Source organism: Virgibacillus alimentarius (assembly GCF_017874635.1).
Taxonomy (GTDB): Bacteria; Bacillota; Bacilli; order Bacillales; family Amphibacillaceae; genus Virgibacillus_B; species Virgibacillus_B alimentarius.
Window position 1 is genome coordinate 69657 of record NZ_JAGIKX010000001.1, and the last position, 22615, is coordinate 92271.

Annotated in this window: 20 protein-coding genes and 1 pseudogene; 19 read left to right on the forward strand and 2 right to left on the reverse strand. The window is 36.4% G+C overall.

Features of this window, described 5'->3' with window-relative positions; translation table 11 throughout:
- Nucleotides 1–21: 21 nt before the first annotated feature.
- Nucleotides 22–2670 carry a cation-translocating P-type ATPase gene (locus J2Z81_RS00365; protein ID WP_226370485.1) on the forward strand — a complete coding sequence of 883 codons (2649 nt, stop codon included), beginning with the start codon at nt 22–24 and terminating at the stop codon, nt 2668–2670.
- 98 nt (nt 2671–2768) lie between these two features.
- On the opposite strand, the pseudogene J2Z81_RS16130 reads toward J2Z81_RS00365, so the two are convergent.
- Nucleotides 2769–2870, reverse strand: a pseudogene (locus J2Z81_RS16130) (IS3 family transposase); the annotation flags it as partial.
- Between the two features lie 120 nt (nt 2871–2990).
- Between J2Z81_RS16130 and J2Z81_RS00375 the strand changes: the two are divergent.
- The 13 genes from J2Z81_RS00375 (at nt 2991) to spoVM (ending at nt 15893) form a co-directional block, all read left to right on the forward strand.
- Nucleotides 2991–3872 carry a YicC/YloC family endoribonuclease gene (locus J2Z81_RS00375; protein WP_226370486.1) on the forward strand — a complete coding sequence of 294 codons (882 nt, stop codon included), beginning with the start codon at nt 2991–2993 and terminating at the stop codon, nt 3870–3872.
- A gap of 83 nt (nt 3873–3955) precedes the next feature.
- Nucleotides 3956–4219, forward strand: coding sequence for an extracellular matrix/biofilm regulator RemA (remA, locus tag J2Z81_RS00380; RefSeq protein ID WP_029271139.1), 264 nt, complete (start codon nt 3956–3958; stop codon nt 4217–4219).
- Nucleotides 4220–4252: 33 nt separating this feature from the next.
- Nucleotides 4253–4873: a guanylate kinase gene (gmk, locus tag J2Z81_RS00385; protein WP_226370487.1), complete on the forward strand. Its 621-nt coding sequence runs from the start codon at nt 4253–4255 to the stop codon at nt 4871–4873.
- Entirely contained in the window at nt 4870–5070 is a 201-nt protein-coding gene (gene rpoZ, locus J2Z81_RS00390) for a DNA-directed RNA polymerase subunit omega (protein WP_084179361.1), read from the forward strand. Before gmk ends, rpoZ begins: the two co-directional genes overlap by 4 nt.
- 186 nt (nt 5071–5256) lie before the next feature.
- A complete protein-coding gene (gene coaBC / locus J2Z81_RS00395; RefSeq protein WP_029271145.1) occupies nt 5257–6462 on the forward strand; it encodes a bifunctional phosphopantothenoylcysteine decarboxylase/phosphopantothenate--cysteine ligase CoaBC in 1206 nt (401 codons plus the stop codon).
- Nucleotides 6462–8870 (forward strand): primosomal protein N', encoded by a 2409-nt coding sequence (gene priA, locus J2Z81_RS00400; protein WP_029271147.1) that lies wholly within the window; start codon nt 6462–6464, stop codon nt 8868–8870. Before coaBC ends, priA begins: the two co-directional genes overlap by 1 nt.
- A gap of 16 nt (nt 8871–8886) precedes the next feature.
- Entirely contained in the window at nt 8887–9831 is a 945-nt protein-coding gene (fmt, locus tag J2Z81_RS00405) for a methionyl-tRNA formyltransferase (protein ID WP_029268903.1), read from the forward strand.
- 1 nt (nt 9832) lies between these two features.
- Nucleotides 9833–11209 (forward strand): 16S rRNA (cytosine(967)-C(5))-methyltransferase RsmB, encoded by a 1377-nt coding sequence (gene rsmB / locus J2Z81_RS00410; RefSeq protein ID WP_226370488.1) that lies wholly within the window; start codon nt 9833–9835, stop codon nt 11207–11209.
- Between the two features lie 86 nt (nt 11210–11295).
- Nucleotides 11296–12060, forward strand: coding sequence for a Stp1/IreP family PP2C-type Ser/Thr phosphatase (locus J2Z81_RS00415; protein WP_029268907.1), 765 nt, complete (start codon nt 11296–11298; stop codon nt 12058–12060).
- Entirely contained in the window at nt 12054–14063 is a 2010-nt protein-coding gene (gene pknB, locus J2Z81_RS00420; protein ID WP_226370489.1) for a Stk1 family PASTA domain-containing Ser/Thr kinase, read from the forward strand. Before J2Z81_RS00415 ends, pknB begins: the two co-directional genes overlap by 7 nt.
- Nucleotides 14064–14945, forward strand: a complete 882-nt coding sequence (gene rsgA, locus J2Z81_RS00425; protein ID WP_029268910.1) for a ribosome small subunit-dependent GTPase A — start codon at nt 14064–14066, stop codon at nt 14943–14945. It abuts the gene before it with no gap.
- A 3-nt stretch (nt 14946–14948) separates the two neighbouring features.
- Entirely contained in the window at nt 14949–15602 is a 654-nt protein-coding gene (gene rpe / locus J2Z81_RS00430) for a ribulose-phosphate 3-epimerase (protein ID WP_226370490.1), read from the forward strand.
- 207 nt (nt 15603–15809) lie between these two features.
- Nucleotides 15810–15893, forward strand: coding sequence for a stage V sporulation protein SpoVM (gene spoVM, locus J2Z81_RS00435; RefSeq protein ID WP_038221134.1), 84 nt, complete (start codon nt 15810–15812; stop codon nt 15891–15893).
- A gap of 147 nt (nt 15894–16040) precedes the next feature.
- Here spoVM and rpmB read toward each other — a convergent pair whose 3' ends face one another.
- Nucleotides 16041–16229 carry a 50S ribosomal protein L28 gene (gene rpmB, locus J2Z81_RS00440; protein WP_029268914.1) on the reverse strand — a complete coding sequence of 63 codons (189 nt, stop codon included), beginning with the start codon at nt 16227–16229 and terminating at the stop codon, nt 16041–16043.
- Nucleotides 16230–16467: 238 nt separating this feature from the next.
- Between rpmB and J2Z81_RS00445 the strand changes: the two genes are divergently transcribed.
- The 5 genes from J2Z81_RS00445 to recG all read left to right on the forward strand — a co-directional run bounded on the left by J2Z81_RS00445 (nt 16468) and on the right by recG (nt 22507).
- A complete protein-coding gene (locus J2Z81_RS00445; RefSeq protein ID WP_029268916.1) occupies nt 16468–16830 on the forward strand; it encodes an Asp23/Gls24 family envelope stress response protein in 363 nt (120 codons plus the stop codon).
- A gap of 107 nt (nt 16831–16937) precedes the next feature.
- A complete protein-coding gene (locus J2Z81_RS00450) occupies nt 16938–18599 on the forward strand; it encodes a DAK2 domain-containing protein (protein WP_226370491.1) in 1662 nt (553 codons plus the stop codon).
- A gap of 234 nt (nt 18600–18833) precedes the next feature.
- Complete coding sequence (sdaAB, locus tag J2Z81_RS00455) at nt 18834–19496, forward strand: L-serine ammonia-lyase, iron-sulfur-dependent subunit beta (RefSeq protein ID WP_226370492.1); 663 nt, start codon at nt 18834–18836, stop codon at nt 19494–19496.
- Between the two features lie 22 nt (nt 19497–19518).
- Complete coding sequence (gene sdaAA / locus J2Z81_RS00460) at nt 19519–20412, forward strand: L-serine ammonia-lyase, iron-sulfur-dependent, subunit alpha (protein ID WP_029268920.1); 894 nt, start codon at nt 19519–19521, stop codon at nt 20410–20412.
- A 61-nt stretch (nt 20413–20473) separates the two neighbouring features.
- Nucleotides 20474–22507: an ATP-dependent DNA helicase RecG gene (recG, locus tag J2Z81_RS00465; RefSeq protein WP_029268922.1), complete on the forward strand. Its 2034-nt coding sequence runs from the start codon at nt 20474–20476 to the stop codon at nt 22505–22507.
- Nucleotides 22508–22615: the final 108 nt, after the last annotated feature.

The following is a 22615-nucleotide window of genomic DNA, read 5'->3' on the forward strand; positions in this document are numbered from 1 at the left end:
GAGAATTTGGAGGAATGCGATGTGAAATGGTATCAATTAGATGTTGAACGAGTCGAGCAAAAGCTGCACGTTACAGCAAATAGAGGTCTTACAGAAAAACAAGTAGAAGAACGTCGCAAACAATTTGGTGAAAATGTGCTAGAAGGAGAAAAAAATAAATCAAAATGGCTTATCTTTTTAAAACAATTCCAGGACTTTATGGTATTGGTGTTGCTAGGGGCAACATTAATTGCCGGGTTACTCGGAGAATTCATAGACGCTATAGCGATCATGGTAATTGTATTAATAAACGGATTAATTGGCTTTTTCCAGGAGCAAAAAGCAGAAAAATCATTAGAAAAATTAAAAGAATTATCCGCTCCGGTAGCAAATGTCTTGCGAGATGGAAAATGGAAAAAAATTAACTCCAGAGAAATTGTTGTTGGCGATGTCATAAGGTTAACGAGTGGAGATCGTATTTCTGCCGATGTTCGCCTCGTTAAGTCAAATAGTTTAGAAACGGAAGAAGCTGCCTTAACAGGAGAATCTCTTCCTGTTATGAAACACGTACAAGCAATTAATAAAAGTAACATTGATGCGCAAGATCAAACGAATATGGGATTTACCGGAACTTTAGTAACTAGGGGTACTGGAATAGGAATTGTTGTCGGTACTGGCATGAATACTGTCATGGGGCAAATAGCTTCGTTGATGGTTCGGACAACAAAATCGAACACACCACTAGAAAATAAACTTGCTGAACTCGGAAAAGTATTGATTGTTTTAGCATTTATTTTGACTTCATTGGTTGTTGTGATAGGTGTATATCAAGGACATGCCGTATATAAAATGTTTTTAGCAGGCGTATCCTTAGCAGTTGCGGCAATTCCTGAAGGGCTCCCTGCGATTGTTACTGTCGCACTGTCCTTAGGTGTCCAGCGAATGATTAGACGAAAAGCAATTGTACGGAAATTATCAGCAGTTGAAACACTGGGCTCAACATCTATTATTTGTTCCGATAAAACAGGAACAATGACGGAAAACCAAATGACTGTAAAGGAAATTTATTTGAATGGTGAGTATTTATATGTAACGGGCGATGGTTATGACATTCAAGGGGATTATTTCTTAGGTAATACGAAAGTTGCTACGGATTTCCCTAATTTAAGACAGATGCTCCTGTACGGAATGCTTTGTAATCATGCCTCATTATTAGTAAATAAAGGAAAATATTCGGTTGATGGAGATCCAACAGATGGAGCCCTGCTTGTAGCAGCAAGAAAATTCGGTTTATCACATCATTTATGGGATAATTATAAAGTTATTAAGGAAATACCATTTGATTCAGAGCGCAAGCGCATGAGTATTGTTGTTGAAGATGAAAATAATATGCGTTTTCTAATAACGAAAGGTGCACCTGATGTTTTATTACCGAGATGTTCGAGTTATATAGACAAGGATGGTAAAAAATTCTTAAAAGACAAACGTCCCTTAGAAGGTACGGTAGATGATATGGCCGCAAAAGCACTACGAACGATAGCTGTGTCCGTTAAATCTATCCCCAAAAATCAATCCCTTGAGACAACATTTTTAGAAAATGATTTAACTTTCGTTGGCTTATATGGCATGATGGACCCACCAAGAAGAGAAGTAAGATCAGCGATAGCAGAATGTAAACAAGCGGGCATAAAAACAGTTATGATTACAGGAGATCATGAAAAAACAGCAAGAGCAATTGCAGAACATATTAACTTGCTTCCTGAACACGGTTTAGTTTTAGATGGAAATCAACTTAATCAAATGTCAGTAAGCGAACTTCGCGATATTATTGATAATGTATATGTATTTGCCAGAGTAACGCCGGAACATAAATTGAAAATAGTAGAAGCGTTCCAGGAAAAAGGTCATATTGTTGCGATGACAGGTGATGGGGTGAATGACGCTCCAGCAATTAAAGCAAGCGATATTGGAATCAGTATGGGAGAAAGTGGAACAGATGTCACGAAAGAAGCTTCGTCGTTAATCCTTATGGACGATAATTTTGCAACCATAAAATCAGCCATTGCTGAAGGAAGAAACATCTATGAAAATATTCGAAAGTTTATTCGTTACCTATTAGCTTCGAATGTTGGAGAAATTTTAGTGATGTTATTCGCAATGATACTAGGGATGCCGCTGCCTTTGGTTCCCGTGCAAATATTATGGGTAAATCTAGTGACAGATGGATTACCGGCAATGGCTTTAGGACTGGATCAACCGGAAGATGATGTGATGAAACGAGGACCTAGGAACCCGCGTGAAGGAATTTTCGCTAGGGGACTTGGCTTTAAAATAATCAGCAGAGGATTTTTGATAGGTGCTGCTGCGCTTATTGCTTTTGTTGTTACCTATCAAAACAATCCAGACAACTTAATTTATGGTCAAACTGTAGCATTTACAACATTGGTGTTAGCCCAACTCATACATGTGTTTGATTGTCGAAGTGAAGATTCGGTATTTGCAAGAAATCCATTTCAAAATATGTATTTAGTGTTAGCTGTTCTATCTTCTTTATTATTACTATTGATCGTTATTTACTGGGAGCCATTGCAACCGATATTCCACACTACTGGCTTAGGCTTTAGTGATTGGGTGTTAATATCAGCGCTAAGTGTTTTACCAACTGTTTTGTTTGGATTTAGCAAAAAGTAAAAGCATAGATATAGAAGGAGACCACTCTATACTAAATTGGTTACCTCTAAAAATTAGAGTTTTATTATGCTGCTAATTGGCTGAATTGAGTTGGGTATCTACTGACTCCATCCAGCCAATTTTTCTTTTGATCGTTCATGGTTGTACCAGTAGATATATTCTTCAATCCTTCTTTTTAATTCTTCATAGCTTACTAATACTTCCCCCCGAAAGTTAGATTTTCTACTCTAATTTTCGGGGATCGGTAATCATATGTAGGTCTCCTATTTTTTTCTGCTATAATAGAATATATTATTTTGTAGGTTATGGATGTGATTACCATGTTAAAAAGTATGACAGGCTATGGAAGAGATGTATTCCAAATAGGCTCTACTACGGTAACAGTTGAAATTAGGACAGTAAACCATCGTTTTTTAGATTTTACAGCAAAAATCCCTCGTTCTTTCTTATTTTTAGAAGATAAAATCAAAAAAGTCGTTCAATCCTTTTTTCAGAGGGGAAGAATTGAGGTTTTTATTGGGATTGAAGGTGAAGGCTTTGTAAAAAAATCTTTAAAAGTAGATTGGCATTTAATGGATCAATATATGGAGCAAATAAATAACGCGCAAAAAAGCTATCAATTAAAAGGGGACATTCCTGCCTCGATTGTATCTAGTTTACCAGAACTGATTGAAATCCAAGAAAAAGAACAGCAGCCAGATCAGCTGAAAGATTCTATTTTAGAAAGTGTTACGTGTGCATGTGAACAAGTAAAGACCATGCAAATGCAGGAAGGGAATTATCTCGATGAAGATATTAAGAAAAGAATAGAAAACATAAAATACTTGGTTGCATCGCTAAAAGAGCGACGTAATATTGTCATTGAAGAATACCGTGACCGAATCCAAGTTAGGATTGAAGAACAAATTGAAGATACGATTCAACTCGATCAGACGCGTATGCATCAAGAAATCGCCCTATTAGCTGAAAAAGGAGATATAACAGAGGAAATTACGAGACTATTAAGTCATATAGATCATTTTATAGAAACAATGGATAGCAAAGAGCCGGTGGGCAGAAAGTTAGATTTTATCTTGCAGGAAATGCATCGTGAAACGAATACGATTGGTTCTAAATCTACCGACCCTAAAATTAGTAAATGGATTATTTTATTAAAGGGAGATATTGAAAAAATCAAAGAACAGGTGCAAAATATTGAGTGAATTGCCGATTTTACATATCTCATTATTTTCCTTATAATAGACATATTACATAAAAAGAGAGTATATCCTGAGGGGGAAGCAATTTGGGTTTACAGTTAATTAATATTGGTTTTGGAAATGTTGTGTCTGCTAATCGAGTCATATCGATCGTTTCACCAGAATCTGCACCAATTAAACGAATTGTTTCAGTAGCTAGAGATAACGATAAATTAGTGGATGCTACATACGGAAGACGAACAAGAGCTGTTATTATTACAGATAGTGATCATGTTGTTTTATCTGCTGTACAACCTGAAACCGTTGGACAGCGTGTGCTAAGTCACGATGAAATAAACGATGAATCATAGAGAATATGCATGTATCATTTAGGAGGAAACGTTTTGAACGATGAAAAAGGGATTTTATTTATTCTTTCCGGGCCTTCTGGTGTAGGGAAAGGTACTGTTCGAAAAAAAATATTTGAACAAGCTACAGACTTAAAATATTCGATTTCCATGACGACTAGAAGTAAACGGCCAGGTGAAATAGATGGTGTTGATTATTTTTATAAAACAAGAGAAGAATTTGAGAAACTAATTGAGCAGAATAAACTGTTAGAATATGCTCAATATGTTAATAATTATTATGGGACACCAAGAGATTATGTAGAGGATACACTTGAAGCCGGTCATGATGTTTTTCTGGAAATCGAAGTTCAAGGTGCAATGCAAGTGAAGGAAAGTTTTCCAGAAGGAGTATTTATATTTTTATTTCCTCCTAGCCTAGAAGAATTAAAAAATCGTATTACTAGCCGCGGAACGGAATCAAATGAGTTAGTATTAAATCGGCTAAAGGAAGCTAGAAAGGAAATTGAAATGATGGATTCATATGATTATGTGGTCGTAAATGATCATGTAGATCTTGCTGTAGCTAAGATTCAGTCCATTATTCAGAGTGAGCATTGCAAGAGAGAACGGATAGAAAAGCAGTATAAAAAGATATTGGAGGATGAATTGACATGATGTTAGAACCATCAATTGACTCATTACAAAAAAAGATTAAATCAAAATATACGCTTGTAACCTTGTCTGCCAGACGAGCAAGGCAAATTCGTGACACACAAAGAGTGTTAGTGGATAATCCGAAGTCTGTGAGATATGTGGGACAGGCACTGGAAGAGATTATGGCAGACAAATTAACTGTCAAAAATGATCAATAAAACAAGTGATACAATCAATCCCTCGCAGTTTAAATTCAAAACGCGAGGGATTTTATTTGTACACTGCTTGGCTAATTAATTCCAATAACGAACCATATTTACCGGATTCGATATAATCAGATTCTGATCTATTTTATGGTATAAATAAAGAGGGGATATTTTAGAAGAGGGAAGGGAGTTTTAAGAATGCTGCATAATAAAAATATATTATTAGGTGTTTCTGGAGGGATAGCGGCCTATAAAGCATGTGCATTAGCCAGTAAACTAACCCAGGAAGGTGCAAATGTTAAGGTTATTATGACGGAGAGTGCGGTTGAATTTGTTTCGCCGCTAACATTTCAATCCCTGTCCAGAAACCCTGTATATATAGATACATTCGATGAAAAAGACCCTGAAAAGATAGCACATATCGACCTTGCAGACTGGGCAGATCTCGTTTTAATTGCCCCAGCTACAGCAAATATCATAGGGAAAATTTCAAATGGTATTGCCGACGATATGCTTTCAACAACATTATTAGCAACACAGGCAACCATCTATATTGCACCAGCAATGAATGTGCATATGTATGCACACCCCGCAGTAATTCAAAATATGAAGCGGTTAGAAGCATGGGGTTGTCATTTTATAGAACCAGGGGCTGGTTATTTGGCCTGTGGCTATGTAGGAAAAGGCCGATTAGAAGAGCCTGAAGCGATCATTAAAACAATTACAGAGCACCAGTTAAATTCATCTACACTGGCTAATAAAAAGGTATTAATTTCAGCAGGGCCAACCCGTGAACAAATCGATCCGGTAAGGTTTTTTACAAACAGATCTTCAGGTAAAATGGGGTTTGCATTAGCAGAAACAGCAGCAAAGTTAGGTGCAGAAGTGGTACTTGTTACAGGTCCTGTGTCTCTAGAAGTATCAAACAGCCGCATTAAGCGAATTGATGTTACAACTTCAGAAGAAATGTATGAAGCGATGCATCGATATTTTACAGCACAAGATATCGTGATCAAAGCAGCTGCTGTTGCTGATTATCGGCCAAAAGAAGTTTATGATCAAAAAATGAAGAAACATGAAGGTGTATGGCAAATTGAAATGGAACGTACGAAAGACATTTTACAATCCCTTGGTGAAAAGAAAGAAAATCAATTTCTTGTCGGCTTTGCTGCAGAGACAAGCGATCCAATCGAATACGGGATGAAAAAATTAACAGATAAACAGTTAGATGCAATCGTAGTTAATAATGTAGCGACTGAAGGAGCAGGTTTTGGTGGAGACACTAATATCGTAACTTATATTTCAAATAGTCAAGAGCCTAAAGAGTTAGCTATGGCATCCAAACAAGATATCGCTCAGCAAATTTTTCAGTTTATCGATCGAGATATGAAGGATGAAAAATAGTGAATATAGCAAAAGTAATTGTAGACGTCCCAGCGAGTGTAATTAATCAAACTTTCGATTATCTTATACCGGAAAAGTTTCGTGACATGTTAAAACCTGGCATGCGCGTAACTGTTCCATTTGGTGCTCGAAAAATAATGGGGTATGTAGTTGGAATAACAGCTGAATCACAATTTAATAAATTAAAGGAAATACATGACGTGCTCGATGTAACTCCGGTTTTAACAAGAGAACTGTTGGAACTAGGTAAATGGTTGGCGGACAAAACATTATGTATGTATATCATTGCTTATCAGGCAATGGTGCCTCAAGTATTCAAAGCACAATATAAAAAAGAAATCGTTCGTTTGACAGAAGCAGAGCTTTCTTTCGATTTAGAAAAACTTTTTGCCGGTCGAGATGTGCTTCCTTATGAGCTATTGGATAATTCATCTGTAAGTTTTTATCAATTACAAAAAGCGGTCCAAAATGGAGACGTTGAAATTAACTATTTGGTAAAGTCAAAAATCACACAAAAAAAAGTTACCATGATCAAGCCCAATCAAGCTCCTTACCAATTAGAGGAGGCATTATTGGAATTGCCTAAAAATGCAAAAAAGCAATGGAAGCTATTACACTTTTTTGTTGAACATCCAGAAGAAATAGAGCAAAACCGTCTAATAAAACATCTGCAAACGAGTCGCAGCACGATTAAGGCTTTAATAGATAAATCATTGCTCATTTCAACAAAAGTAGAAGTATACAGAAATCCTTATGACGATAAGTCGTATCCGCAAACAACACCATTAGAATTAACGCCTCAACAACAGAAGGCAATCACACCAATAAACGAAGCAATAATCAAAAGTGAGCATCATGTTTTTCTTTTACATGGTGTTACGGGAAGCGGAAAAACAGAGGTTTATTTGCAAGCTATTCAGCATGTGATTAATAAGGGAAAAGAAGCGATTGTTTTAGTTCCGGAAATTTCATTGACTCCCCAAATGGTAAAACGTTTTAAGGGCAGGTTTGGTTCAAATGTAGCGGTTCTTCATAGTGCATTATCGAATGGGGAAAGATACGATGAATGGCGCCGGATACATCGTAAAGAAGTTCAAGTTGTTGTCGGGGCAAGGTCCGCCATATTTGCTCCGTTTGAAAACATCGGAATAATAATTATCGATGAGGAACATGAGACTACTTACAAACAAGAGGACCAGCCTCGTTATCATGCAAGAGATGTTGCTATATACCGCGGAAAGAATCATCATTGCCCCGTAGTTTTAGGAAGTGCAACACCGACACTTGAATCATATGCACGGGCGCAAAAAGGAGTTTATCAATTAGCCACTTTAAGCAAACGAACGAATGAAAAAGATATGCCCGAAGTAGAGGTTATAGATATGAGAAAAGAACTCCATAAGGGAAATAGAACAATGTTTTCGATAAAGTTAAAAGAGAAAATTGAAGCATGCATCCAAAACGATGAACAAATTGTTTTAATGTTAAACAGAAGAGGATACTCCACATTTGTCATGTGCCGTGATTGCGGGCTTGTGAAAGAGTGTCCGCATTGTGATATTGCTTTAACATTTCACAAAAAAATCAACCAATTAAAATGTCATTATTGTGGATATGAAGAACCGATGCCAGTGAATTGCCCGGAGTGCAACAGTGATTTGATACGTTACTTTGGGACAGGCACACAGCGTGTAGAAGAATCATTGGCACAGCTAATCCCTGAAGCTCGCATTATCCGGATGGATGTTGATACAACGCAAAGAAAAGGGGCACATGAAAAATTACTTCAACAATTTGCAAATAAAGAGGCGGATATACTACTAGGAACACAGATGATCGCAAAAGGACTGGATTTTGAAAATGTAACGCTAGTAGGTGTCTTAACTGCTGACTCGATGCTGCATTTACCAGATTTCCGGTCTTCTGAAAAAACCTTTCAATTATTAACACAGGTCAGTGGACGTGCTGGAAGACATGAATTGCCAGGAGAAGTTATTGTTCAAACATATACACCAGACCATTACAGTATAGAACTGGCTAGTAAATATGACTATAATGCTTTTTATCAAAAAGAAATGCGTATGAGAAGAACGTTTCGATATCCTCCATATGTTTTTTTAGTATTAATAACCGTTTCTCATTCCAATAAAGTGAAGGTCATACAAACAACGCAGCAAATCGTCCAAATTCTATTAAAAAAAGTTCAACAAGATACAGTAATACTAGGTCCAACACCATCTCCAATTGCTAAGATCAAAGATAGATATCGCTATCAATGCATGATAAAATACAGAGATGAACCTAAACTACGTAAACTGATTAAAAAAATAATTGATTTATTTGCAGAAGATATTCGTAAAGAAGATTTACTCATTACAGTTGATATGCAGCCTTATCAACTTATGTAGAAAGGAAAGAGCAAAGATGAAAAAAGTCGTTTTCATGGGAACTCCGGATTTTTCAGTTCCTGTTTTACAAAAATTAGTTCAATCTCAGTACGAAGTTGTGCTAGTTGTGACACAACCTGACCGACCGAAAGGAAGAAAAAAAGTACTAACTGCGTCACCTGTTAAAATAGAAGCAGAAAAACATAAAATACCAGTGTTTCAACCTGAAAAACTAACAAATGAATATGAAAAAATCATGGAATATAACCCTGATTTAATTGTTACAGCAGCATATGGACAATTACTTCCGAAAGAATTATTAGAAGCGCCGAAGTATGGTTGTATCAATGTGCATGCATCCTATCTCCCCGAATTGCGTGGGGGAGCACCTATTCATTATGCTATTATCCAAGGAAAAAAGGAAACAGGAATTACAATTATGTACATGGCAGAAAAGTTGGATGCCGGAGACATTTTAATGCAAGAGTCTGTAGCAATTGAAGAAGATGATCATGTTGGTTCTTTACATGACAAGCTATCACATACAGGGGCAAATTTATTAATGAAAACATTGCCGCCATTATTTGCAAACGAAATTGTTCCGAAAAAGCAGGATGAGGAAAAAGCTACATTTGCTTCTAATATTAAACGAGAGCAAGAAAAAATCGATTGGAACAAGAGTAATCAGGAAGTATATAATCAAATACGCGGATTACATCCTTGGCCAGTAGCTTTTACAACGTATCAAAATAAAGTGATGAAAATTTGGTGGGGGGAAATGGACCATACAACATATAATGACGCTTCTCCGGGAGAAATTGTACGGATTAATGACGGAAAGGATTTTATTGTTGCTTGCGGTAATCAAAAAGGAGTCCGAATTACGGAAATTCAGCCAGCAGGTAAAAAACGGATGTCTGTAAGCGATTATTTGCTAGGGGCTAGCGATAGATTTAAACTAGATACTTTAATGGGGTCTTGATATGAAAAAATACCAGCTTAGAAATACAATCATTGATTTGCTTTTGCGAATAGAAAAAAATAAAAGTTTTAGTCATCTTCTTATTGATAACGAAATAAAGGCGCAGAAAATGGATTCCAAAGATGAAAGGCTTTTAACTGAAATTGTTTATGGAACGGTGCAGCGAAAGCTAACGTTAGATTATTATTTACAAAACTTTATCAAGCCAAATCAAAAGATACAGTCATGGGTGAAAATACTTTTGAGGATGTCTCTTTATCAAATGATATATCTGGATCGTATACCAGATCATGCCATTATTCATGAAGCTGTAGAAATGGCAAAACAAAGAGGGCATAAAGGGACAGCTTCATTTGTAAATGGGGTTCTTCGGAATATACAACGAAAGGGGATTCCAAGAACCGATTCGATAGAAAATGATGTCAAGCGTCTGGCAGTTCAAACAAGCCATCCGGAATGGCTTATTGAAAGATGGCTACATCATTACGGGTATAAAGTGACGAAAGAAATGTGTAAAGCTAACTTAAATAAAAAGCCGTTGTCTATTCGTATTCAACCGATGAAAATTTCAAGAGAGGAAGCGATGCGTACTTTACAAGAGCTAGGGTTTCAAGTAAGACCTTCTCTTTTTTCAGAGCAAGGTATTATCGTTGATCAAGGAAATATTTTGAAAACGGACTTATTTAAGAAAGGTTATGTTACTGTACAGGATCAGAGTTCTATGCTTGTATCAGAAATGCTAAAAGTACAACCATCTATGGATGTATTGGATACCTGTAGTGCACCAGGAGGAAAAGTAACTCATATTGCAGAGAAAATGCAAAATAGTGGAAGCGTTTATGCGTATGATCTTCACAAAAATAAAGTGAAATTAATCAATAAAAAAGCATCAGATCTCCATTTAACAAATATAAATGCACAACAGGCAGATGCAAGGAATTTACGAAATATCCATGCAGATGAATCTTTTGACCGAATTTTAGTTGATGCTCCTTGCTCAGGATTTGGTGTAATCCGTGGAAAACCGGATATAAAATATAATAAACAGGAAAAAGATGTCCATCAGCTAGCCGCAATTCAGGCTGATATTTTAGATCATGTTGCCCCATTGTTGAAAAAAGACGGTTTACTAATTTATAGTACGTGTACTGTGGATGTGGAAGAAAATGAAAATGTCGTTAAAAATTTTTTAGAAAAACATAAAGATTTTGAAGTAGATGCCTCTTTTATCGAAGATTTACCAAAAGATATAAAAAAATCTCCAGGAATTACAAAAACGGGAATTCAGTTGTTTCCTCATACATTCCAGACTGATGGTTTCTTTTTTGTTCGGTTAATCAGAAAGGGTTCATATTCCACTCTGAATGCAAAAAAGTAAAATACGAAGGTTAAAAAGTTTTTTTATAAGCAATATTGTATAATATATAACACGCGTTTCTCGAATTGCCAAAGGGGTGATTAAGAATGAAGGGAAAATTCCTGACTGATCGTGGTCAAATTAGAAGTCATAACGAGGATTCCGGTGGTACGTATGATAATCCCCATGGCCAATTTTTAGCTATTATTGCGGATGGAATGGGCGGACATAAAGCTGGCGATGTGGCGAGTCAAATGGCAACATCGATCATTCAAGAAAAATGGCAGAATATCAATTATTTTAATACGCCAGAGGATACGGAAAAATGGCTGGAAGAAACAATTCAGAAAATGAATAAAACGATTTATGAGAAAGCCCAATTAGATAAACAGTGTAAAGGCATGGGAACTACAATCGTTGTAAGTGTTTGTTCAAATGATTTCGTTACCATTGCTCATATTGGAGATAGCAGGTGCTACCTTTTTAATGAAGATGGTTTTGCCCAAATAACTGAAGACCATTCATTGGTAAATGAGCTTATTCGCTCCGGCCAAATATCCGAGCAAGATGCTGAAAACCATCCTCGGAAAAATGTACTTTTAAAAGCCTTAGGTACGGAAGAGTATATCGCTGCTGATATAAAGTCTTTTAGTTGGAATGTAGGAGATAAGTTATTATTATGTTCAGATGGTTTAACAAATAAGCTTTCAGATAATGAACTCGTAGAATTCCTCCAATTGAATCATGGTATAGAAGAAGTTGGGAATAAGATGATAGCACTAGCCAATGAACGAGGGGGAGAGGATAATATTTCTCTGATCATTGTCGACCATATTGCTTCAGAGGAAGTAGGTGGTGATGCATCATGTTAGAGGGTCACTTGTTAAATGAAAGATATTTAATTAAAGCTACAATCGGCGGCGGCGGGATGGCAAACGTCTACTTAGCAAGAGATAAGATTCTAGAAAGAGATGTAGCGATAAAAGTACTGCGGTTAGAATATGCAAATGATGTAGAATTCATAGCAAGATTTGACCGTGAAGCGCAATCAGCCACAAGTTTGTCCCACCCCAACATAGTAAACATATATGATGTTGGAGAAGAAAATCACATCTTATACATGGTAATGGAATATGTAGATGGGATGACATTAAAGGAATACATACAGCGCTATGGACCACTTGAGGTGCAAAGGGCACTAGATATTATGAAACAAATTACAGATGCGATCGCACATGCACATGCCAACGATATTGTACATCGTGACATAAAACCTCAAAATATATTAATTGATACATATGGACAAGTCAAAGTTACGGATTTCGGTATAGCTATCGCTTTAAGTGCAACGGCATTGACACAAACGAACTCTATATTAGGTTCCGTTCATTATTTATCTCCTGAGCAAGCGCGGGGAGGGATGGCCACAAAGAAGTCGGATATCTATTCGCTTGGTATTGTTTTATATGAATTATTAACTGGAAGATTGCCATTTTCGGGCGAAACGCCTGTATCCATCGCCCTAAAGCATTTACAAAATGATACACCATCCATCAGACGTTTTAATCAAAATGTACCACAAAGTGTTGAAAATATTGTGCTACAGGCAACGGCTAAAGATCCATTTCATCGATATGAAACGGTATATGAGATGGATGAGGCACTAGATACCGCATTAGACCCAAGCAAATTAAATGAAGCGATATATAAGCCTCCCAAGGAAGCTGGAGAAGAGACGAAGGCAATTCCTATTATTACCAATGATCAATTCCAAGAAAATAATAATGAAGAGACGATCATTCATCAAACAAACGGAAAAACCTTGAATATCAAAAAGGATCAGAAAGATGCAAAAGATAAAAAAGCATCAAAAAAGGCGAAAAAAAAGCCAAAGAGAAAAAAGCGTAGAACGTTTTTAACGATTTTAACGGTATTGTTTATTATCGGAATCGCGGCGTTTTTCATTATACCAACTCTGTTGCAACCGAAAGATGTAGCTATCCCAGATGTAACGGAAATGGAGTATGAAGAAGCAGCTCGGAAATTAGAGGAGCACAACTTAAATCCAGAACAGGAATTTATTCATTCCGATCAAATAGAAGAAGACCTTGTAGTTAAAACAAACCCCAAGGCAGGGCGTACAGTAAAAGAAGATTCCAACGTGGCCATCTATGTTAGTGATGGAAAGGAAAAAGTTGTTTTTAAAGATTATGTCGGACGAGATTTTAATCAAGTAAAGCGTTTACTGGAAGATAAAGGGTATGAAGATATTATCGCATATGAAAAACATTCAGATAAACCTGTCGGGGAGATAATAACACAAATTCAGCCATCCCCGGATAGTGAGGTAGTACCAGATGAAGCCAGTGTCATATTTGAAATTAGTAATGGTCCGGAACTAGTTACGCTTAGTAATCTGAAAGGAATGACCGAAAAAGAAGCGAAAGAGTATTTGGACAGTAAAAACTTAACCATGAATGTAAAAGAAGAGAACTCCGAAAGCATACCTGAAGGGGAGGTCATTCGCCAAAAACCTGAGACGGATACAGAGATAAAAAAAGGTTCTACAGTAGATGTATATTTTTCACTTGGCCCGGATGAAAAGCCGCCCGTTTCTCATGAAGTAACATTTAATGTTCCTTATAATCCGAGTGAAGAGGAAGGTTCAGAAGATAAAGAGGAGCAAACCGTTGAAATTTTTATCGATGATATGAATCATGATATATCAGAGGTGTTTCAAAAAGAAAAAATTAAGAAAGATACGGATTTTACGATTACATTAACGATTAAAGAAGACGAGGATGCGGAATATAAAGTGATGCGAGATGGCGAAGTAGTTATTAACAAAACAGTAAGTTATGAAGAGGGTGAATAAATGACGGAAGGACAAATAATAAAAGCATTAAGCGGATTCTATTATGTAAGGGCAGAGGACACTGTTTACCGATGCAGAGGCCGGGGAGTTTTTCGCAAAAAAGGCATTCATCCACTTGTTGGAGACTATGTAAACTTTGATATAAATGATCCCAATGAGGGGTATATAACTGAAGTAAAACCACGTAAAAATGAACTAATGCGGCCTCCAGTAGCAAATATCGATCAAGCTATCATTGTTAGTTCGTCCGTAAAACCGGAATTCAACCCTTTATTGTTAGATCGGTTCCTAGTTTTAATAGAATATAAAAGCATCAAACCAATTATTTTTATTACTAAAGCCGACGCTGCTTCAACTGAAGAGAAGAAAATCTTAGAAAAGTATCAAAAAGAGTATAAACAAATTGGTTATCATGTGGAATGGTTCTCTACTAGAGATCCAAAAGAAATAACTTATTTATTTGATCTTTTTAAAAATAAAATATCAGTTGTAGCAGGCCAATCAGGAGTTGGCAAATCATCCTTATTAAATGCTTTAAACCCTTCTTTATTCATAAAAACAGATGACATCTCAGAAAGTTTAGGAAGAGGGAAGCATACAACAAGACATGTTGAATTAGTAGAAGTGGGGGATGGTCTGGTAGCAGATACACCTGGATTTAGCTCACTTGATTTTAATGAAATTAATATGCAGGACTTAGCTGACTGTTTTCCGGAAATGAGAAGCAGAAAAGGAAAGTGTAAATTTAGAGGATGTTTGCACGACCGGGAACCGAAATGTGCAATAAAGGAAGCTGTGGAGCTTGGAAAAATTAAAACCTATCGTTATGAGCATTACTTAAGTTTTTTAAATGAAATACAATCGAGAAAGCCGAGGTACTAAACAATGACAAAATTAGCCCCATCAATCTTATCAGCAGATTTTTCAAAACTTGGACAAGAGATAATAGATGTTGAAAAAGGAGGTGCTGATTTTATTCATGTAGATGTCATGGATGGTCACTTTGTTCCAAATATAACCATTGGGCCGTTAATTGTGGAGGCGATTAAACCTGTAACAGAATTGCCGCTTGATGTCCATTTAATGATTGAAAATCCTGATGAATATATTCAAATGTTTGCCGATGCAGGGGCATCGATCATAACGGTGCACCAAGAGGCTTGTGTACACCTACATCGAACAATTCAGTTAATCAAGCGTACAGGTGCAAAGGCAGGTGTTGTAATTAATCCTGCAACACCTGCAGAAATGATTAAAGATATTTTAAATGACATTGACTTAGTGTTAATTATGACAGTTAATCCAGGCTTTGGAGGGCAGTCATTTATTTATCAGACAATCGACAAAATTAAGCAAATCGCATCCTGGAGGGAAAAATTTAATTACTCTTATGATATTGAAGTAGATGGCGGAGTCAATACAAAAACTGCGAAATTATGTACCGATGCAGGTGCAGATATACTGGTAGCAGGAAGTGCAGTTTTTAATCGATCAGATCGTCATCAAGCAATGAAAGACATAATTAATGCAACGAAGTAATAGGATATATCGGAGTCTTTTACTTAAGCTTTATTCGTTCCATCAGAACCCACTTCTGAAAGGGTACGCTGCGGATTCAAACAAGCTTCTTTTAAATAATGGTACTTTTTCTAGCAATAAAGGCATATTATTACTAATAAAGAGTCGTTATGCAAATTTTTATGCGATTCCAATGTAAGTGTGTTTGAATTAGAGGAGGGCGAACTCATGAAATTTTATACTATTAAACTCCCAAGGTTTATTGGTGGAATGGTTCGAGGTGTTATTAGCGTTTTTAAAAAAGATAAATAATGTAAGTAAGCTTTTGTCAATAATATGGCAGAAGCTTTTTTTTACCTCGAAGAATCATGCAAAGGGAAAAGTCTTCTGTATAGATATATACGTTTATTCCATTTAAAAAGCACCTATGATAGCAATAGGTGCTTTAATTTCATATTATTATACACGTTTAACTTTACCCGATTTTAAGGCACGTGCGGAAACATAAACACGTTTAGGCTTGCCATCTACCATAATACGTACTTTTTGTACGTTAGCTTTCCAAGAACGTTTATTAGCATTCATTGCGTGAGAGCGTTGGTTTCCTGTGCGTGATTGACGTCCAGTAATAACACATTTTCTAGACATATTAATCCCTCCTACTCCAACATGTGTCATTTTAATACTAGTATAATTTATCATAACTAGAGAAAGAATGCAATTTATTTTTAGTTATAAAGATGGTTATAAAAAATGTAAATATATTGACAGAACACAATAAATCAGCCATTGTTTATAATGGAAAAACAAAAAGGGAACATTACTTTTAAAATCGCAGTGTATGTAGTAATATATTTTTATAATTGGGTATTAAAGGAGGATACGAATGTCCATTGAACTTAATACAAATGATGGTCACGTGACGATTACCAATGAAGTGATCGCTACGATTGCCGGTGGGGCAGCTGTTGAATGTTATGGAATTGTTGGAATGGCATCTAAAAATCAAATTAGGGATGGAATCGCAGAGATATTACGAAAGGAAAATTATTCCCGTGGTGTAATTGTAAGGCAGGAAGAAAATCATCTCCATATTGATATGTATATTATTGTTAGTTATGGGACTAAAATATCTGAAGTAGCTCACAATGTTCAATCACAAGTTAAATATACACTAAGCCAGTCATTAGGATTATCAATCGACTCAGTTAATATTTATATTCAAGGAGTTCGTGTGGCAAAGGATTAACCTTTGCTTTTTTGTACTCTTTTGTACATACATTTAGAAAGGTTCATAATGGTAAGACTGGGGTAATATAACCAGACTTTTTCCAGCATAATGAAGGAGGAAATATAGTGAAGTTACAAGAGTTAGATGGCGTAACTTTTACACGGATGGTGCTCTCAGGAGCGAACCATTTAAAAAATAACGCCAAGAAAATAGATGCTTTAAACGTATTCCCTGTACCTGATGGTGATACAGGAACGAATATGAATTTATCGATGACTTCCGGAGCGAAGGAAGTAAAAAATGTGAATAGCGATCATGTGTCCGAGGTAGCTCAAGCCTTTTCTAAGGGATTGTTAATGGGGGCAAGAGGTAATTCAGGTGTTATATTATCACAGCTCTTTCGAGGATTCGCTAAAGGAATGGAACAAAAACAAACAGCTACTGCAATGGATTTAGCTAATGCTTTGGATAATGGTGTCAAAACGGCATATAAAGCAGTTATGAAACCTGTGGAAGGTACTATTTTAACAGTTGCAAAAGATGCTGCCAAAATTGCTGTTAATGAAGCAAAACAAGAAAAAGATATCCTTTTATTATTGGAGAAAGTAGTTTCCGAAGCAAAAACATCTTTAAAACGTACGCCGGATTTATTACCAGTTTTAAAGGAAGTAGGGGTAGTTGATTCTGGAGGGCAAGGTCTAGTAACAATTTATGAAGGATTCTTAGCTGTTTTAAAAGGGGAGGAGCTTCCAGAACAAGATGCTTCCGAAATTGATATCAGCGAAATGGTAAATGCAGAACATCATAAAATAGCGCAGGATTTTATGGATACCTCTGAAATTGAATATGGTTATTGTACCGAATTTATGGTAAAGTTTGAGGATGAAAAAATAAAGGAATACCCTTTTCATGAAGAAGAATTTAGAAACGAGCTAAGTAAGCATGGGGATTCATTGTTAGTTGTTTCTGACGATGATGTTGTTAAAGTACACATTCATGCCGAATATCCGGGATCAGTCTTAACACTAGGGCAACAATACGGAAGTTTAATTAATATGAAGATTGAAAATATGCGTGAGCAGCATACAGCAATTGTTGGTGGAAACGAGAATACTAAAGCAGAGCAAAAAGGGAAGTATGCAATCGTAACCGTTGCAATGGGAAATGGTTTAAAAAATCTTTTTGAGAGTCTTGGAGCTTCTGTCGTGATTGAGGGCGGTCAAACGATGAATCCAAGTACACAGGATATAGCGGATGCTATTAAAAAAGCTAACGCCAGTAATATTTTAATTTTACCTAATAACAAGAATATTATTATGGCTGCTGAGCAAGCCGCAGAATTAGCAGAAGAAAATGTACAAGTTGTTTCAACGAAAACAATTCCACAGGGGATAAGTGCAATTCTTGCTTTTCACCCTGAAGCGGATCTACTAACGAATAAAGAATCTATGAAGGAAGCGAGCAAACATGTGAAAAGCGGACAGGTTACCTATGCTATCCGTGATACACAGGTTGATGGAATTGCTATTGAAAAAGGAAATTTCATGGGAATCGCAGAAGGCAAAATTAAAGTAACACATAAAGATAAAACAGAGACTGTAAAGTTACTATTAAAAGAAATGATAACAGAAGATGATGAAATACTGACAATTTTGCAGGGTGATGATGTAAGCGATGAAGATAGAAAATCTCTAGTTGAACATATAGAAGATGTATATGAAGAAATAGAAATAGAGGTTCATCAAGGAAACCAGCCAATTTATTCCTATATATTTTCAGTAGAATAAAAAGAATGAAAATTCGAGGAGAACACGTTTTTCTCCACATTCTATATAAATTCATACGATAAAAAGGGGGAAGGGTACTTTCTTAAAGGTACTCTTTTTTGCTGAAAAATCACTTTTGCATGAAAATATAGACTTTTCAAAAAATAATATTTTTATAAATGATAATTATATCTTTTTTTGTTATACTTAATTATAGAGAATACACGTTTATATAACATAGGGGGAGGCGCTCATATGAAATTTAATTCAGTATTTGACATCATTGGTCCAGTCATGATTGGTCCATCCAGTTCACATACTGCAGGTGCTGCAAGAATTGGAAAGGCGGCCCGTAACCTATTTGGTTTGGAGCCTACATGGGCAAAGATTCACCTTTATGAATCCTTTGCGAAAACGTATAAAGGACACGGTACAGATTTCGCTTTAATCGGAGGATTATTAGGTTATGAAACGGATGATCCCCGGATGAGTAAATCATTGGATACCGCTAAAGAGAAAGGAATAAATATAGAATTTATTGAAGACCCGTCAGCTGTCGATCATCCTAATACCGCACGTCTTATTATTGGAAATGATACAGATACATTAGAACTTATCGGCATATCGATTGGAGGCGGAAAAGTAGAAATAACAGAATTAAATGGGTTTGCATTACGCTTATCCGGGAACCATCCAGCAATCTTAATTATGCATAATGATCGCTACGGTGCTATCGCCTCAGTTACCAAGATTTTAGCAAAGCATGAAATCAATATTGGTCATATGGAAGTAAATCGAAAAGACGTCGGAAAAGAAGCTTTAATGGTTATAGAAGTTGACCAAAATGTGGAAGACCCGATTCTGCGTGAGCTAGAAGATGCTCAACATATCAATCAAATAGCTAAAATTGTTAGCTAAACAAAAAGGAGTAAAATATAATATGTTTCGAACGGTAGCCGAATTAGTAGAGGCGGCGGAAAAAGACAACATCTTTATTTCAGAAGTAATGATTAGGCAAGAAATGGATGTTAAAGAAAAGACGCGTGAAGAAGTATTTAATGACATGGAAAAGAATTTAGATATTATGGAAAATGCAATAGAAGAAAGTTTGAAAGGTGTAAAGTCAGTAACTGGCTTAACAGGAGGCGATGCTGTATTAATTCAAAACTATCTGAATGAAAAAACACCATTGTCAGGTCATCTGCTTTTAGATGCTGTAAGCAAAGCGATGGGAACGAACGAAGTTAATGCTGCGATGGGAACAATTTGCGCTACACCTACTGCAGGAAGTGCGGGATGTGTACCTGGAACATTATTTGCTGTAAAAAACCAATTAAATCCTACACGTGAACAAATGGTACGTTATCTTTTTACAGCAGGTGCTTTTGGATTTGTTGTTGCAAACAACTCATTTATTTCCGGAGCTGCAGGTGGATGTCAGGCGGAAGTTGGGTCAGCAGGAGCGATGGCATCAGCAGCTATTGTGGAGATGGCAGGTGGAACACCCCAGCAATCGGCAGAGGCTTTTGCGATGACACTGAAAAATATGCTTGGTCTTGTCTGTGACCCAGTAGCAGGACTTGTAGAGGTCCCGTGCGTGAAAAGGAATGCAGGAGGATCCTCGTTAGCAATTGTTTCTGCTGACATGGCACTTGCTGGTGTCACAAGCAGAATACCATGCGATGAAGTAATAGGGGCCATGTACCGTATTGGTCAGACAATGCCTTCTACACTTCGTGAAACCGGTGAAGGGGGATTAGCTGATACTCCAACTGGCCGATTCTTGAAGGAAAAAATATTTGGAATGGATGTACAAAAAGCTGCTAAAGAATAATTTTTCACATGTCTACCAATCATGTATATATTAACTTTATTTATAGAAAGAGTGAGTTAAATTGCTAGCAGATCCCGTAACAAACCTAAAAGGGATAGGGGAAAAAATGGCCAGCGATTTAGCGGCTATGAAAATTAATACGATTGCAGATTTAATTTACTATTTGCCCTATCGTTATGACGTTCTTGAAATTAAACCACTTAATGAGTTAATTCACGAAGATAAAGTAACCATTGAAGGGAAGGTTGTTTATGAACCTTCCCTTACTTTTTATGGAAGGAAAAAATCAAGACTTTCCTTTACAGTGCAGGTAGAAAATGTAGCTATAAAGGCTGTGATGTTTAATCGAGCATTTGCAAAAAAACAAATTAATGCAGGTGACATGATTACATTAACTGGTAAATGGGATGCACATCGATTACAAATTACAGTAAATTCATATAAGAAAGGTTTAGCTGAAGAACAAACAAAAATTCAGCCAATCTACTCATTAAAAGGAAATATCACAAATAAAAAGTTGCAAAAACTCATTCAACGTACACTACTGACTTATGAAAATGAAATAAAGGAATTGTTGCCATCGAGTTATAGGAATGCATACAAACTTCCTTCTAAAAAGGAAGCGCTATGGGCGATGCACTTTCCGTCTAGCAGAATTGTTCTAAAGCACGCTCGAAGGAGATTTATATATGAAGAGTTTTTATTATTCCAACTTAAAATGCAATTGTTGCGTAAAATAAAAAGGGAGGAAACAAATGGAAATGCCCAGCACTATGACCCGTTGAAAATTCGAACCTTTATAACCCAGCTACCATTTTCATTAACAAAAGCTCAGAAAAAGTCATTAAACCAAATATTAGCTGACATGAAATCTCCTTTTAGAATGAATCGGCTATTACAAGGCGATGTAGGCTCTGGAAAAACAGCTGTAGCAGCAATCTGTCTCTATGGGGCAATAACTGCTGGTAAGCAAGGGGCTTTGATGGTACCTACGGAAATATTAGCAGAGCAGCATTTCCAATCTTTAACTGAACTGTTTGGAGATCAAGCTGAAATAGCATTACTGACAGGCTCAACGAAGGGAAAAAAACGAAGTGAAATCGTAAAAGCGATTGAAGACCATGAGGTACAAATTGTAATAGGAACACATGCATTAATTCAAGATGATGTTTATTTTAATGATTTGGGCTTTGTGATTGTGGATGAACAGCATCGATTTGGTGTAGAACAGCGTCGTACATTACGAGATAAAGGCCTGCACCCAGATGTCCTGTTTATGACTGCTACACCTATTCCACGTACTTTAGCAATAACTGCCTTCGGTGATATGGATGTATCTGTTATTGATGAATTGCCTACAGGAAGAAAAGAAGTAAAAACGTATTGGATTAAAGAAAATATGCTTGATCGTGTATTACGATTTATAGCAAAGCAAATTTTGTCTGGAGAGCAGGCATATATTATTTGTCCGCTTATTGAAGAGTCAGATAAGCTTGATATTCAAAATGCTGTTGATTTGTATCATCAATTAGAAGCATTTTATCCACCCGAGGTGAACATCGGGCTTCTTCATGGTAGACTGCCTGCAAATGAGAAAGAGCAAGTCATGAAGCAATTTGCTGAGAATGAAATTCAAATACTTGTTTCGACAACTGTTGTTGAAGTTGGGGTGAATGTTCCAAATGCTACCATTATGGTAATCTATGACGCAGAGAGATTTGGACTCTCCCAATTACACCAACTAAGAGGCAGAGTTGGAAGAGGAGATAAACAAAGCTATTGCATTTTAGTCGCTGATCCAAAAGGAGAAATAGGAAAAGAACGAATGCGTATTATGTCAGAAACAAATAATGGCTTTGATTTAGCAGAACAGGATTTAAAATTACGCGGCCCTGGAGACTTTTTTGGTAAGAAACAGAGTGGACTGCCAGAATTTAAAGTAGCAGATATGATTCATGATTATCGTGCGTTAGAAACTGCTCGAAATGACGCTCAGGAAATTATTGAAAATAATTTGCTTGAAGAAGATGATGATTATATTGATCTGAAAAATGATATAGAAGAGAACACTATTTTTACTGATAAACTTGATTAAAAAACATCACTTGCATAATTATAGTTGGTATTATATATTACTATTAGTACCAAGTAATAAAAAGGTGAAATAGCAGTTGATTGAACTAACCTTAAAGGATAAGCGGAG